The following is a 15,046-nucleotide window of genomic DNA, read 5'->3' on the forward strand; positions in this document are numbered from 1 at the left end:
CGCCAGCCTGCACCACGGGACCTGACCACGGGATTAACGGTAAGATTTTCGCGGCCCTGCGGCCAAACGGCCTTCGCATTCGGCGCATTCGCGCCTATATCTGGTCGAGCAGGAGGCCCGATGCGAAAGCTTATCTTCATTTCTTTTCTGGCACTTACCGCGTCCAGCCTGGCGTGGGGCGCGGCGCGCGCAACCGACGGAACATCGCTCGACGGCATCATTTTGCCGGGCGAAAGCGTCGATTTGAACGAATTTCTCTGGATAAAACGCCCCATCGTCGTCTTTGCCGACAACGCCTCGGATCCGCGCTTCATAGAACAGATGAACTTCATAACCGACCGGCTGGACGATCTGGACCGGCGCGATGTGGTCGTGCTGACCGACACCGACCCCTCCGCCGACAGTGACTTGCGCCGCACCTTGCGCCCGCGAGGCTTCATGCTGGCGCTCATCGGCAAGGACGGCAAGGTCGAGCTGCGCAAACCCGCGCCATGGAGCGTGCGCGAGCTTTCGCGCGCGATCGACAAGATGCCCATCCGGCAACAGGAAATCCGCGACCGGCTGAGCGGCAACTGATCGCGCGCACCGCTCATGCCCGATCTCCCGCCGCGACCACCAGAACCCGGTTGGCGCGGTCCATCAGCATCAGCGTGCCGTCGGTCGTCTCATAGGCCAGCACGGTTTCAGGCCGCATCAGCAGGCGGCGGAACTCCGCCCCCACCTTGCCCTCCATGCAGGGCCGCGCCTCCAGCCCCGCGCGGCGCATCTGCATCCCGAACGTGCGCTGCGTGTTGACCGCGTCCACCATCGCCGCGTCCGGCGTCATCTTTGGGTCGTCCAGCGCCGCCACGCCCCGGCTGGGCAGCGCGCGCAGCATGTCGGGCACGTTGCGCTCCACCGGCACCGCAGCCCCGATGTCAGAGCTTACCAGCCGGAACGCCGCCGCAGCACAGCGCGCCCTGGACGAAAACGCCAGCGTCTCGCCCAGGCTGAACCACGGCGCCAGCCGCGCCCGCATCGACGCCTCGTCATCGCGCGCGCAGGCCCCCAGGAGGACCGCGCCCGCCACCGCCGCCGGCAGGATATGAGGACCGCGCAGGTTCACCGGGTCATTCGAACTCCATGATCACGTCATCCACCGCCAGGCTGTCGCCCGGTCCGGCGTTGATCTTCGTCACCACGGCCTTGCGCTCGGCCCGCAGGATGTTTTCCATCTTCATCGCCTCCACGGTGCACAGCGCCTGGCCTTCTTGCACCTCGTCGCCTTCCGCGACGTTCACGCTGACGATCAGGCCCGGCATCGGGCAGAGCAGCATCTTCGATGTATCAGCGGCAAGTTTCTCGGGCATTAACAGCGCCAGTTCCGCCTGCCGGGGTGTGCGCACATGCACCTTCAGGTCCGCGCCCCGGTTGCGGATGCGAAAACCCCCCGACACCTTGCCGACCTTCAGCACCAGCGTCTCGCCATCCACGTCCAGAACCGCCAGCGCGTCGCCCGGCGTCCAGCCGCTCGACACCCGGTGCGTGGCGCCATCGGCGAAGGTCACCGTCGCGCCATCGCGGTCAGCGGCAACGCTGACCTCGAAACTGATGCCCTGCAAACTGACGACCCAATCCTCGCCCACGCGGCGCTCGTGGTTGTCCATCCGCCCCGAGACCCGCGTGCGCCGGATCTCCGCCACCCGGTGCATCGCTGCACAACTGGCCGCGATCCGCCGCAGCGCCGCCTCTTCCAGTTCCACACCCTCGAACCCGTCGGGATATTCCTCGGCGATGAAGGCCGTGGTCATGTCGCCCGACACGAACTTGGGATGGTCCATCACCGCGCTCAGGAACGGCAGGTTGTGCCCGATCCCTTCCAGCTCGAAACTGTCCAGCGCCACGCGCATCGCCTCGATGGCCGCGCCCCGGTCGGGCGCCCAGGTGCACAGCTTGGCAATCATGGGGTCGTAATACATGGAAATCTCGCCGCCCTCGTAGACGCCGGTATCGTTGCGCACCGCCGTCTCGCCGGCCTCGGCCTCGTCCTGCCACTTGCCCTTGTCCAGCAAGGGGCCCGCGGCCACCTCCACCGGCGGGCGATAGCGCACCAGCCGCCCGATCGAGGGCAGGAAGTTGCGATAGGGATCTTCCGCATAGAGCCGGCTTTCCATCGCCCAGCCCGTCAGCGTGATATCGTCCTGGCTCAGCGACAGCGTTTCGCCCGCCGCCACGCGGATCATCTGCTCCACCAGGTCCACCCCGGTGATCAGCTCGGTCACCGGATGCTCCACCTGCAGGCGCGTGTTCATCTCCAGGAAATAGAAATTCTTGTCGCCATCGACGATGAACTCCACCGTGCCCGCACTGGAATAGCCCACCGCATGGGCCAGCGCCAATGCCTGCTCGCCCATCGCCTTGCGCGTCTCGGCGTCCAGAAACGGGCTCGGCGCTTCCTCGATCACCTTCTGGTTCCGCCGCTGGATCGAACATTCCCGCTCGCCCAGGTACACCCCGTTGCCGTGGCTGTCGCACAGCACCTGGATCTCGATATGGCGCGGTTGCGTCACGAATTTCTCGATGAACATCCGGTCATCGCCGAAACTCGATGCCGCCTCGTTTTTCGACGCCTGGAAGCCCTCGCGCACCTCCTCGGCATTCCATGCAATCCGCATCCCCTTGCCGCCGCCGCCCGCGCTGGCCTTCAGCATCACCGGAAACCCGATCTCTTCCGAAATCTTCAGCGCCTCGTCGGCATCCTCGATCAGGCCCATATGCCCCGGCACGGTGTTCACATCCGCCTCGGCCGCGATCTTCTTCGACGTAATCTTGTCACCCATCGCCTCGATGGCGGTCTTGGGCGGTCCGATAAAGGCCACGCCCGCCTTCTCCAGCGCATCGGCGAACTTGGGGTTCTCCGACAGGAAGCCGTATCCGGGATGCACCGCCTCCGCCCCGGTCTGCTTGATCGCCCCCATCACCTTGTCGATGACGATATACGACTCCGACGCGGGCGGCGGGCCGATATGCACCGCCTCGTCGGCCATCTCCACGTGCAGCGCGTGGCGGTCGGCGTCCGAGTAAATCGCCACCGTCGATATGCCCATCTTGCGCGCCGTCTTGATGACACGGCAGGCGATCTCGCCACGGTTGGCGATCAGGATTTTCTTGAACATCTCACGTCCCCTTTGGTCTTGCCCGCCCCGGCGCAGCCGCCGGACGGGGATGATACGAAAAAACCACCGCCCCGCTGCCGCGAGGGGTGGTTTCATTCAGGTCGAGCCGCCCGGTGACGGGCGCGGAATTCAGGTTAGCGGCACTTGCCCGGGTAGACCTGGCAGAAGGCCACGTTGCCCGCGGCCCCCACGGCCGCCCCGGTAAGCAGAGATCCCCCCACGACAGCCGCCGCGCCGGTGCCCGCGGCCCCGCCGAACAGCGCCTGTTCGGGCACTGTGTTGCCGCAGGCCGCAAGCGGACCCAAAAGCCCCAGAACAAGGAAAGGTTTGACGAACTGCATCGGAAATCGCCTCGCGCGCTGTGGTTATGACTGCGCGCACTCAATGCGATGGCAGGCGCCGCGTCAAAGCCGTCACGTGCACGGCGCCGGTTTTGGGCAACCTCTTGCCGAATATCGCAAGGCATTGACGATGCATCAAAAAAGGGCGGCCTTTGCAATGCTGCGAAAGGCCGCCCATCAGGGGAAGGGTAACGGTTTAGACGGTATGTCTCGGCCCATTGGGGAAAGGCCGCCACTACAAGTCTTAAGTTGCCCGCAATCTGACGTTGCGCCAAGCGCGAATGTTCTGCCGCGACGTGATCGGCTGTATTTCGCGTGTATTTCCAAGGCGTCGGCAAAAACGTGCCTAAATAAAGGACCGAAGCGGAACAACTCATTCCCAGCCCCCTCCGTCGAAGGCCTCGGGAAAGGCGCGCTGCGCCGCCGGGACGTCCAGAATCAGCAACGCCTCGTAGCTTTCCGAATCGAACGGATCGTCCGCCGGCAGCACTTCGCGCCCAAAGAGCCAGCTCAGCCGTCCGGCATCCAGATTGCCCCGCTCGAAGGGCTGATCGCCGAAATGCTCCCACAAGGCACGGACAAAGGCCGTGTCGGCCCGCTTGTCGGCGGGGCGCCGGTCGCGATAGCGCTCGCGCCGCACGATGGCGGTGGCCCCCTTGGGGTTGGCGCGGCGGATGGTGAACTGGAAGTCAGAGCCGGGCAGACGCCCCGGAAAGCCGCGGTGCTTGATCATGACCCGCCTCCGCCATTGCGCAGGGACCGCCGCCAGGTCTTGTTCAGGGTCAGGACAGGCCCGAGGGCCTGCCCTTGTCGTGTATCCGCGTGCTTACTTGAGCTTGCCGGTGTAGGTCGGCTCGGTCGAGATCGGCTCGGGATCGACCACGACGAATTCTTCTTCTTGCTGCTGCTGGCCGCAGGCTGCCACGAGGGCAACCAGACCAACCGCGAGGATGCTCTTGATGCTGTTCGACATTTTAGTCTCCTGTCTCTGTACTCCAACAGATGACGCGCAGAACGCCCCACCTGCCCCTCGTTCAAGGGATGGGTCACGGGTTTGTAACCGAGGGTGAACATAACGGAATCCGCCTGATTTTCATACGTGGCCGGCGCAATCCCGCCCGTCTGTGTCTGGAAAGCCTCAAACCGGCAGAGGCCTGCGCTTTGATGCGCAAGATATTGTGCTTCCATCAGAACAGCTCCAAGATACAGGCGGCGTCCGCGATCGAGAAACTCTCGAAAATCTGCGCCACATCGGGGTCGAACTGCCCGAATTGCGACGGCCTGTCGGCCAGCGAGATCACCACGCGATCCGGGGTCGTTTCGGCCATGTCGATCCGCTCCAGCGCGAAATCGTTGCACAGGTATTCAAGGTCGGCGGTCTGCGCCTCGAAGTCCTCCGCTCCGGTAAAGCCCTCGGCCACGAAGCGAAAGCGCACCGTCAGCCCCATCGCCGCCTCGCCGGTGATGACCTCCTGCAGTTCCGCCTCCAGCCCCGACGGCAGGACAAGGCGCTCCTCCTCTTGCGCCCTGCCCTGCTCTGGGGCGGCCAGCGCCATCAGCGCGGCCAGCGTCCCTGCACATATGCCCTTCATCGCGCCCACCTCGTCCAGCGTGCCACATGGCCCGGATCGGCGAGCAGTGCCGCGATGGTCTCCTCCAGCCGGGTGCGGTCATGCCGCCCCTCGACCTGCCCGCCCGCGGTCACGGTGACGCCATCGCCGGCCTCGGCCACCCGCACCACCGGCGCAAACCCCCGCACGTTTTGCAACGCGCGCCAAAGGTCCTGCCGCACCTGCTGCGCCAGCGCCCGCTTGCGCAGCGGGCCAAAACGCGCCTCGGCGCTCACGTCGAACCGTACCGGCACCCGCCGCGCCACGGTCACGGCGCCGTCCTCGCGCAGAATGTGAAACCCCCGGCTCATCTCACTTCGTACCTTCGACCATTCCCGTAGGGTGGGTGAAAACCCACCATCCCCGCCGCGTGGGCTTTCGCCCACCCTACGCCATCCTCAAAGCGGAATATTGTCGTGCTTCTTCCACGGCAGCTTGCGCTTCTTGTGGCGCAGCGCCGCAAAGGCCCGGCTCACCCGCTTGCGCGTGCTGCGCGGCTGGATCACCTCGTCGATGAACCCGCGTTCGGCCGCCACGAAGGGGTTGGCAAAGCGTGCCTCGTAATCCGCCGTATGCTTGGCGATCTTCTCGGCATCGCCCAGGTCACCCCGGTGGATGATCTCGGTCGCGCCCTTGGCGCCCATCACCGCGATCTCGGAGGTGGGCCAGGCATAGTTGATGTCCCCCCGCAGATGCTTGGAGCTCATCACTACATAGGCCCCGCCATAGGCCTTGCGCGTGATCACCGTCACCTTCGGCACCGTCGCCTCGCCGTAGGCAAAGAGCAGCTTCGCGCCGTGTTTGATCACGCCGTTATGCTCCTGGCTGGTGCCGGGCAGGAAACCGGGCACATCCACGAAGGTCAAGATCGGGATCTCGAAGCAGTCGCAGAACCGCACGAACCTTGCCGCCTTGCGGGAACTGTCGATGTCCAGACACCCGGCCAGCACCATCGGCTGGTTCGCAACCACGCCCACCGTGCGGCCCTCGAGGCGAATGAACCCGGTGACCATGTTCTTCGCGAAATCCTCCTGGATCTCATAGAAATCGCCCTCGTCGGCGACCTTAACGATCAACTCCTTCATGTCATAGGGCATGTTGGGGTTGTCGGGGATCAGCGTATCCAGGCTCGTCTCGGCGCGGTCCGGGTCGTCGAAGAACGGGCGCACCGGCACCGGCTCGCGGTTGTTCAGCGGCAGGAAGTCCACCAGCCGCCGCACCTCGGCCATCGCTTCCACGTCATTCTCGAACGCCCCGTCTGCGACGGAGGATTTTTTCGTGTGGGTCGAGGCCCCGCCCAGCTCTTCCGCCGTGACCTGCTCGTTGGTGACGGTCTTGACCACGTCAGGGCCCGTCACGAACATGTAGGAACTGTCGCGCACCATGAAGATGAAGTCGGTCATCGCCGGCGAATAGACCGCGCCCCCCGCACAAGGGCCGGTGATCACGCTGATCTGCGGCACCACGCCCGACGCCTCGATATTGCGCTGGAACACCTCGCCATAACCGGCCAGCGAGTCCACACCTTCCTGAATGCGCGCCCCGCCACTGTCGTTGATGCCGATCACGGGCGCGCCGTTCTGCATCGCCATGTCCATGATCTTGCAGATCTTCATCGCGTGGGTATGCGACACCGATCCGCCCAGCACGGTGAAATCCTGGCTGAAGACATAGACCTGCCGCCCGTTGATGGTGCCCCAGCCGGTCACCACGCCGTCGCCATAGGGCCGGTTCTTCTCCATCCCGAAATCGGTACAGCGATGGGCCACGAACATGTCGAACTCTTCGAAACTGTCCTCGTCCAGCAAAAGGTCGATCCGCTCGCGCGCCGTCAGCTTGCCCTTTTCGTGCTGCGCATCGATCCGCTTTTGCCCGCCGCCCAGCCGCGCGTTGCCGCGCCGCGTGTCCAGTTCCTGCAGGATATCTTTCATGCTGTCCCCCTCGTTGACTGGCGAGACCCTACTGCGTGCGCTGACCGCGTCCAAGAGGATTTCCGCAAATTTGCCAAATCTCGCGAAGCACGAATTGCTAACCTGCAAATCTGCAAAGTCGGCGCTCGCTCTGGCGTCCACTTCGCGCGGAATCGAGGCGCGGCCTTGCCGCGCCGCCGCGCGATCGTCCGCTGACCGAAAGGCGATTGCTGGAAATCGCCGAAAGGGGGGGCCGACCCCCGGTCTGGCGATTGGATGAGGTAGGCGCGCCGATTTGAGGGAATTCGGATTTGGCTATCATAAAGTGCCCCGAAAAACCGTTAGCTCGCCAGCCCGCGGTCTGGCAATCGCCCGGCACCCCTCGTCACACCCTCTTACCCCGTCCCATCTGGACATCCCCCGCGCTCCGGGATAGCGCCTTTGCCATGCCCACAGTCCGCTTCCTAGACCGCTCCACACCGCCGCACATCTTCACCCTGATCGTGCTGGCCGGGATCTCGACGCTCGCGCTCAACATCTTCTTGCCCTCCCTGCCCGGCATGACCGCCTATTTCGAAACGGATTATGGCGTCATGCAGCTCGCCGTCGCCGGGTACCTGGGCATCAACGCCATCCTGCAACTGCTGATCGGCCCGATTTCCGACCGGGTCGGGCGCCGCCCGGTGATCCTCGGCGGGCTGGTGATCTTCCTGTTGGCGACGCTGGGCTGTCTTCTGTCCACGAACATCTGGGTCTTCCTCGTTTTCCGCATGTTTCAGGGCGGCATCGTCGCCGCCATGGTCCTGTCGCGCGCCGTGGTGCGCGACATGGTCCCTGCCGACCGGGCCGCGTCGATGATCGGCTACGTCACCATGGGCATGTCCGTCGTGCCCATGATCGGCCCGGCCATCGGCGGCGCGCTCGATGCCGCCTTCGACTGGCACGGCAGCTTCTGGGCGCTCTTCGCCATGGGCGCGGCGGTGCTCTGGCTGGTCTGGAACGACCTTGGCGAAACCGCGCCGCTCGAAGGCCGCACCTTCCGCGACCAGTTCGCCGAATACCCCGAGCTCTTTTCCTCCTACCGCTTCTGGGGCTACGCGCTCGCCGCCGCGCTTTCCTCGGGGGCGTTCTTCGCCTACTTGGGCGGCGCGCCCTTCGTCGGCGCGCAGGTCTTTGGCCTCACCCCGTCCGAACTCGGCCTCTTCTTCGGCGCCCCCGCCGTGGGCTATTTCACGGGAAACTTCCTCTCGGGCCGCTTCTCGACCCGCGTGGGCATCAACCGCATGGTCTTCGCGGGCGCGCTCGCCAACGCTATCGGGCACGGCATCAACCTCGCCACGCTCTATGCCGGGATCAGCACGCCCTACACGTTTTTCGGCCTGATGACGCTGATGGGCCTCGGGAACGGCATGACCATCCCCAATGCCACCGCCGGCGCGCTCTCTGTCCGCCCCAGCCTCGCCGGCACCGCCAGCGGCCTTGCGGGCTTTCTCATGATCGGCGGCGGCGCGGGCCTGTCGGCGCTGGCCGGTGCCCTGCTCGGCCCCGGCACCGGGGCCTTCCCGCTGGTCTGGCTGATGCTGATGACGGCCCTGGGCGGCATCCTCGCCATCTCGCTCGTCATCTTGCGCGAACGGCAGGTGGGCGTGCCCTCGATCTGAACACCGCCCTTGCGCACACCGCTTTGCAAATCTAAACCTGCGCACACGCAAACCTGCAAAGCGAGCCACCCATGGCCACCCAGAAACTCTATGCCGGCGCCAAGCTGCGCGAGACGCGCCAGCGCCTTGCCCTGACGCAAAAGGATTTCGCCGCCAAGCTCGGCGTCTCCCTGCCCTACCTGAACCAGATGGAGAACAACAACCGCCCGGTCTCCACCACGGTCATCCTCGCCCTGGCGCAGGAATTCGGCTTCGACGTCACCGAACTCGCCACCGGCGACGCCGAACGGCTGGTGACCGACATGCGCGAGGCACTGGCCGACGCCGTCTTTGCCGATGACATCCCCGGCCTCAGCGACCTGCGCCTGACGGCCTCGAACGCCCCCGCCATGGCCCGCGCCTTTCTCGAACTGCACCGCGCCTACCGCGACACGCACGAACGCCTCGCCTCCCTCGACGAGGCTCTGGGCCGCGAGGATGCCCGCCCCCAGATCTCCCCCTGGGACGAGGTGCGCGATTTCTTCCACTATTGCGACAACTACATCGACGCCGTGGACCGCGCGGCCGAGCATTTCGCCGGCCCCGCCTCCGGCCCCCGCCGCATCACCGAGCTGGCCGAGGCGCGGCTGGACGCGCTCGGCATCAAGGTGGTGGACAGCGACGACGCCCGCCTGCGCCACTACGATCGCGACGCCCGCATCCTCTACCTGTCGAACCACGCCGAACCCGAGACGCGCCGCTTTCAACTCCTCCTGCAAGTCGCTCTTCTGACACAGGAAAAGCTGATCGAGGCCACGCTCGATTTCGCCCGGTTCCAGTCCCCCGCCGCCCGCGACATCGCCAAGATCGGGCTGGCCAATTACTTCGCCGGGGCGGCGCTCATGCCCTACACCGCCTTCCTGCAAGCGGCCCAACACCACCGCCACGACCTCGAACGCCTCGCCACCCGTTTCGGCGCCTCGATCGAACAGGTCTGCCACCGCCTGTCCACGCTGCAACGCCCCGGGGCCAAGGGCGTGCCGTTCTTCTTCGTCCGCGTCGACCAGGCCGGTACGATCACCAAGCGCCACTCCGCCACGCGCCTGCAATTCGCCCGCTTCGGCGGCGCGTGTCCCCTCTGGAACGTCCACCGCGCCTTCGAGACGCCCGGCCGCTTCCTGCGCCAGCTGGCCGAAACCCCGGACGGCGTGCGCTACATCAGCCTCGCCCGAGACGTCTCCAAACGCGGCGGCCACTATGGCGCCCCCGTCCGCCGCTTCGCCATCGCCCTGGGCTGCGAGGTGAAGCACGCAGATGCATTGGTCTATGCCGACGACCTCGACCTGACACTCTCGCAGGCCTACGAGCCCATCGGCATCTCCTGCCGCATCTGCGAGCGCACCCAGTGCCACCAGCGCTCGGTCCCGCCGCTGGAACGCCGGTTGCAAGTCACCCCGGATGAACGCGGTGTGCTGCCTTACAAGGTGGGATAGCCGTGCGAGCGCCAGACCGCGGGATGGCGACCCGCCAGGTGTTCGGGGCACTTTATGGCAGCCAAATCCGTATCACCTTTGATCGGCGCGCCAAAGTCACCCAATCGCCAGCCCGTCCGGGCGGTCTGGCGATCGCGCGGCGGCCTTCGGCCTTGATTCCGCGCGCTTCCCGGCCCCAACGTTATTCGGCACGTCGTAGGGTGGGTGAAAACCCACCGCCCCCACCAAAAGAAAACCCCCGGCCAAACCGGGGGTCCTCCAAATTTCACGAATAAGCCTGAATATCAGGCCATCCACCAGCGCTCCATCCAGCGCTCGCCGTCCATGTCCCAATTCGACGCCATCTCGCCATGGGCAACCTTGTCGCCCACCGCAAAGACGTAATTGGCGAACATCGGGATCACGACGCCGCCCTGGTTGGCCACCAGGTCCTGCATCTCGTAATACATCTCCCGGCGCTTGTCCTCGTCCAGCTCGGCACGGGCCTTGAGCAGCAGCTCCTCGAATCGGTCATTGCACCAGAAGCTGTCGTTCCACGCCGCCCCGCACTGATAGGCGGTGGCGAACATCTGGTCCTCGACCGGACGACCGCCCCAGTAAACGGCGGTGAAGGGTTTCTTCATCCACACGTCCGACCAGTAGCCGTCCTTGGGCTCGCGCACCACGTTGATGTTGATGCCCGCTTCCTTGGCCGACGCCTGGTACAGGATCGCCGCATCCACCGCGCCGCCGAACGCCGCGTCCGACGACGACAGGTTGATGTCGATGCTGTCCATCCCCGCTTCTTTCAGGAAGAACTTCGCCTTGTCCGGGTCATAGGTCTTCTGCTCCAACTCGGAGTTGTAGAACCGCTGCCCCTGCCCGATCGGATGGTCGTTACCGACCGAGCCGTAGCCGAACAGGATCTTCTCGACCAGCTCCTCGCGGTTGATACCCCATTTCAGGGCTTGGCGGATGTTATTGTCTGTATAGGGGTCGGTGTTGGTCGACATCGCGAAGGTATAGTGCTGCGTGCCCGCCACCGACTCGATGGTCACGCCGGGGTTACGGCCCAGAAGGTTCGCGGCCTTCAGGTCGACCCGGTCGATGGCGTGCACGTCGCCCGAGACCAAAGCGGTCGTCCGCGCGTTCTGGTCCACCACGGCCAGCATTTCCACGGTGTCGAACCAGCCGCGATCCTCGCGCCAGAAATTCGGGTTGCGCTCGAACTGGCTGCTGACACCGGGGCTGAAGCTTTTCAGCACATAGGCGCCGCAACCGTCGCCCGACTGCCAGTCGATGCCGTCATCGCTCGCCTTGCAGATCGCCAGGTGATAATCCGACAAAATGAACGGAAAGTCGGCATTGCCGCCGTCCAGCGTGAACACGACCGTGTCGTCGCCATCGGCCTTGATATCGGTGATAGGCGCCACGATCGGCCCCGCGGCCGAGGTCGAATCCTCGCCCCGATGGTGATTGATCGACGCGATCACGTCCTCCACCGTCAGTTCCTTGCCGGAATGGAACGTCACGCCCTTGCGGATCTTCATGCGCCATTCGCTGGCATCTTCCGACGCTTCCCAGCTTTCGGCCAGTTCCGGCTCCAGGCTGCCATCGGGGGCCACCTGGGTCAGGAACCCGTGGATACCGAAGCCCAGCGCCAGCATGTAACCGTTCTCCCACTGGCCGGGGTCCAGCGTGTCCGTCGTCTGTCCGTGGCCCTTGGCCACGCGCAGGTCACCGCCGCGCTTCGGCGTGCTCTGGGCAAAGGACGCCCCCGGCAGACCCGCCGCGACACCCGCCGCGACCGTGGTTTTCAGAAATCCGCGACGGTCCAGAAGTCCGCCTTTGATCAATGACATGTCATGTTCTCCCTTGTTGACACGATACTCTGTTATGCTCTGCGCATGACGCGCGTATGTCCGGGGCCGCCAATTTCAGGGTTTGCGTCAAAAGCCTCTTGGCTGCGCTGAGACCCCTCGGCGTGGCCCGAAAACGACATCCCGGCAACCTTAGACGCCACGTGCGACCCAGTGCAACGCGAAAGCTTCGCCTCTGCCATTCTTGATCCCTATCCCCTGTTGACGCAGACAATACGTTTATTGATTGACGAGTCAATCAAAACTCAATACCGCATGGGGCCGTCAGTCACGGAGGACCAATTGCCCAAGATCGGAATGGAACCGATTCGACGCTCCGCGCTGGTCGAGGCCACGATCCATGAGATCGGCGCGCGCGGCTCGCTCGACGTCACCGTCAGCCAGATCGCGCGGCGCGCCGGCATGTCCTCGGCGCTGGCGCATCACTATTTCGGCTCCAAGGAACAGATCTTCGCCGCCGCCATGCGCCACATCCTCACCCTCTACGGGGCCGAGGTGCGCGGCGCGCTCATCATGGCCAAAACGCCCCGCCAACGGCTCGAGGCGATCATCCGCGCCAGCTTCGCCCCCGGGCAGTTCCGCGACGAGATGATCGCCGCCTGGCTCAATTTCTACGTCCAGGCCCAGAAATCCGACGAGGCGCGGCGCCTTCTGCATGTCTACCACCGCCGCCTGCGCTCGAACCTGCACCACGCGTTCCGCCAGCTTGCCCCGGCGGAAGACGCCCGCACCCTCACGCGCGGTCTGGCCGCGATGATCGACGGCCTTTATATCCGGCAGGCGCTGCACAGTGCACCGCTCTCGGGCGAAACCGCCATCGGTGTGTTGTTGCACTACATCGACACCTCACTCCCGGAAGGCGCCCCCACATGACACGTCCCAACATCCTCATCTTCATGGTCGACCAGCTGAACGGAAAATTCTTCCCCGACGGCCCCGCCGACTGGCTGCACGCGCCCAACCTCAAGGCGTTGGCCGAGCGGTCGACCCGGTTCAAGAACGCCTACACCGCCTCGCCGCTCTGCGCCCCGGGCCGCGCCAGCTACATGTCCGGCCTCCTGCCGTCGCGCAGCCGCGTCTATGACAACGCCGCCGAGTTCTCCGCCGACATACCCACCTATGCGCATCACCTGCGCCGCGCCGGCTACCAGACCTGCCTCTCGGGCAAGATGCATTTCGTCGGCCCCGACCAGCTTCACGGCTTCGAGGAACGCCTCACGACCGACATCTACCCCGCCGATTTCGGGTGGACGCCCGATTACCGCAAACCGGGCGAACGCATCGACTGGTGGTACCACAACATGGGCTCTGTCACCGGCTCCGGCGTGGCCGAGATCTCTAACCAGATGGAATATGACGACGAGGTCGCCTACCACGCCACCCGCAAGGTCTATGACTACGGGCGCGGCCATGACGACCGCCCCTGGTGCCTGACGGTCAGCTTCACCCACCCGCACGATCCATATGTCGCGCGCAAGAAATACTGGGACCTCTACGAGGGCTGCGAACACCTGCTGCCCGAAGTGCCCGCGATGGATTACGAGGATCACGACCCCCATTCGCAGCGCATCTTCGATGCCAACGACTGGCGCAGCTTCACCATCACCGACGAGGACATAAGCCGCTCCCGCCGCGCCTATTTCGCCAACATCTCCTATCTCGACGACAAGATCGGCGAGGTGATGGAGGCCCTGCGCGGCACCCGGCAAGAGAACGACACCATCATCCTCTTCGTCTCCGACCACGGCGACATGCTGGGCGAGCGTGGCCTGTGGTTCAAGATGTCCTTCTTCGAGGGCTCCTCCCGCGTGCCCCTGATGATCTCCGCCCCCGCGATGAAACCCGGCCTCGTCACCGAGCCGGTCAGCAACATTGACGTCTGCCCCACGCTCTGCGACCTCGCCGGCGTCGACATGTCCGAGGTCATGCCCTGGGTCGCCGGCGAAAGCCTCGTGCCCTCGGGCCAGGGCGCCAAACGCCAAAGCCCCGTCGCCATGGAATACGCAGCCGAGGCCTCCTATTCGCCGCTCGTCGCCCTGCGGCACGAAAATTGGAAATACACCAACTGCGCCCTCGACCCCGAACAGCTCTTCGACCTTTCCGCCGACCCGCTGGAACTCACCAACCTGGCCGAAGACCCCGCGCACAAGGCGACCTTGGAGCGGTTCCGCGTCGAGGCCGCCGCCCGCTGGGATCTGGAAACCTTCGACGCCCAGGTCCGCGAAAGCCAGGCCCGCCGCTGGGTCGTCTACGAGGCACTGCGCCAGGGCGGCTACTATCCGTGGGACTACCAGCCCCTGCAAAAGGCGTCCGAGCGCTACATGCGCAACCACATGGACCTCAACGTGGTCGAGGAAAACGCCCGCTACCCGAGGGGCGAATGATGCTCACCGTCTATGGCCGCGCCACCTCCTCCAACGTGCAACTGGTCATGTGGACCCTTGCCGAGCTCGGCCTCGACTGCGAGCGGCTCGACTATGGCCACGTGCATGGCGGCCTAGACACGCCCGAATTCGGCGCGATGAACCCGCACCGCAAGGTCCCCGTCCTGCGCGACGGCGACCTCGTGATCTGGGAAAGCACCGCCATCCTGCGCTACCTGGCATCGCGCTACGGCGACGGCGGCGCCTTCTGGCCCGCCGACCCCGCCTTGCGCGCGCCCGTCGACATGTGGGCCGAATGGGCCAAGACGACGCTGGCCGCGGGCTTCACCCATCCCATCTTCTGGCCCCGCGTCCGCACCCCCGCTGCCGACCGCGACGAGGCCCGCCTCGCAGCCGCCATCACCGCGTTCGACGGCCGCCTCGCGCGCCTCGCCGACCAGCTCGACGCACAGCCCTACATCTGCGGCGACACCTTCACCGCCGCCGACATCGTCGCGGGCCACCTGCTCTACCGCTGGTTCACCATCGACATCCCCCGCGCCGCCAACCCGACGGTCGAGGCCTATTACGACCGCCTCACCCGCCGCCCCACCTACCAGACCCACGTCATGGTCCCCTACGACGCGCTGCGGGTGGAGGGCGCCTGATGCTTCT

The 15,046-nt window shown here is 65.3% G+C and carries 15 protein-coding genes; 6 read left to right on the top strand and 9 right to left on the bottom strand.

All coding sequences use genetic code 11. The features are described from left to right. Positions 1–120: 120 nt before the first annotated feature. Complete coding sequence (locus tag XM53_RS11580) at positions 121–576, top strand: DUF4174 domain-containing protein (RefSeq protein WP_057793463.1); 456 nt, start codon at positions 121–123, stop codon at positions 574–576. A 13-nt stretch (positions 577–589) separates the two neighbouring features. On the opposite strand, the gene XM53_RS11585 is transcribed toward XM53_RS11580, so the two are convergent. The 8 genes from XM53_RS11585 to XM53_RS11615 all read right to left on the bottom strand — a co-directional run bounded on the left by XM53_RS11585 (position 590) and on the right by XM53_RS11615 (position 7,037). Continuing rightward, positions 590–1,105, bottom strand: coding sequence for a hypothetical protein (locus tag XM53_RS11585; RefSeq protein WP_057793465.1), 516 nt, complete (start codon positions 1,103–1,105; stop codon positions 590–592). 4 nt (positions 1,106–1,109) lie between these two features. After that, complete coding sequence (locus XM53_RS11590) at positions 1,110–3,155, bottom strand: acetyl-CoA carboxylase biotin carboxylase subunit (RefSeq protein WP_057793467.1); 2,046 nt, start codon at positions 3,153–3,155, stop codon at positions 1,110–1,112. Between the two features lie 134 nt (positions 3,156–3,289). Beyond that, positions 3,290–3,496, bottom strand: coding sequence for a hypothetical protein (locus XM53_RS11595; RefSeq protein WP_057793469.1), 207 nt, complete (start codon positions 3,494–3,496; stop codon positions 3,290–3,292). Between the two features lie 373 nt (positions 3,497–3,869). Next, positions 3,870–4,229 carry a hypothetical protein gene (locus XM53_RS11600; protein WP_057793471.1) on the bottom strand — a complete coding sequence of 120 codons (360 nt, stop codon included), beginning with the start codon at positions 4,227–4,229 and terminating at the stop codon, positions 3,870–3,872. 93 nt (positions 4,230–4,322) lie between these two features. Continuing rightward, a complete protein-coding gene (locus tag XM53_RS23565; RefSeq protein WP_201455410.1) occupies positions 4,323–4,469 on the bottom strand; it encodes a hypothetical protein in 147 nt (48 codons plus the stop codon). Positions 4,470–4,683: 214 nt separating this feature from the next. Next, a complete protein-coding gene (locus XM53_RS11605; RefSeq protein WP_057793472.1) occupies positions 4,684–5,088 on the bottom strand; it encodes a DUF6497 family protein in 405 nt (134 codons plus the stop codon). Then, the gene (locus tag XM53_RS11610; protein ID WP_057793473.1) at positions 5,085–5,417 is read right to left on the bottom strand and encodes a hypothetical protein; all 333 of its coding nucleotides are present in this window, start codon (positions 5,415–5,417) and stop codon (positions 5,085–5,087) included. Before XM53_RS11610 ends, XM53_RS11605 begins: the two co-directional genes overlap by 4 nt. Before the next feature lie 87 nt (positions 5,418–5,504). Beyond that, entirely contained in the window at positions 5,505–7,037 is a 1,533-nt protein-coding gene (locus XM53_RS11615; protein WP_057793474.1) for an acyl-CoA carboxylase subunit beta, read from the bottom strand. 425 nt (positions 7,038–7,462) lie between these two features. On the opposite strand from XM53_RS11615, the gene XM53_RS11620 reads away from it, so the two are divergent. Together XM53_RS11620 and XM53_RS11625 are read left to right on the top strand one after the other, a co-directional pair. Next, on the top strand, positions 7,463–8,677 hold the full coding sequence (locus XM53_RS11620; RefSeq protein WP_057793476.1) for a multidrug effflux MFS transporter: 1,215 nt from the start codon (positions 7,463–7,465) through the stop codon (positions 8,675–8,677). A 71-nt stretch (positions 8,678–8,748) separates the two neighbouring features. After that, positions 8,749–10,149, top strand: a complete 1,401-nt coding sequence (locus tag XM53_RS11625) for a helix-turn-helix domain-containing protein (RefSeq protein WP_057793478.1) — start codon at positions 8,749–8,751, stop codon at positions 10,147–10,149. A gap of 284 nt (positions 10,150–10,433) precedes the next feature. Here XM53_RS11625 and XM53_RS11630 read toward each other — a convergent pair whose 3' ends face one another. Further along, on the bottom strand, positions 10,434–11,990 hold the full coding sequence (locus XM53_RS11630; protein WP_057793480.1) for an ABC transporter substrate-binding protein: 1,557 nt from the start codon (positions 11,988–11,990) through the stop codon (positions 10,434–10,436). A 300-nt stretch (positions 11,991–12,290) separates the two neighbouring features. On the opposite strand from XM53_RS11630, the gene betI reads away from it, so the two are divergent. From betI to XM53_RS11645, 3 genes are read left to right on the top strand one after another with little or no spacing between them, the layout of a single operon-like run. Next, positions 12,291–12,881, top strand: a complete 591-nt coding sequence (gene betI / locus XM53_RS11635) for a transcriptional regulator BetI (RefSeq protein WP_082630955.1) — start codon at positions 12,291–12,293, stop codon at positions 12,879–12,881. Beyond that, entirely contained in the window at positions 12,878–14,392 is a 1,515-nt protein-coding gene (gene betC, locus XM53_RS11640; protein ID WP_057793483.1) for a choline-sulfatase, read from the top strand. Before betI ends, betC begins: the two co-directional genes overlap by 4 nt. Then, entirely contained in the window at positions 14,389–15,039 is a 651-nt protein-coding gene (locus XM53_RS11645) for a glutathione S-transferase family protein (protein ID WP_236544476.1), read from the top strand. Before betC ends, XM53_RS11645 begins: the two co-directional genes overlap by 4 nt. Positions 15,040–15,046 lie beyond the last annotated feature (7 nt).

Origin of the sequence: Roseovarius atlanticus (genome assembly GCF_001441615.1) — a bacterium.
Taxonomy (GTDB): domain Bacteria; phylum Pseudomonadota; class Alphaproteobacteria; order Rhodobacterales; family Rhodobacteraceae; genus Roseovarius; species Roseovarius atlanticus.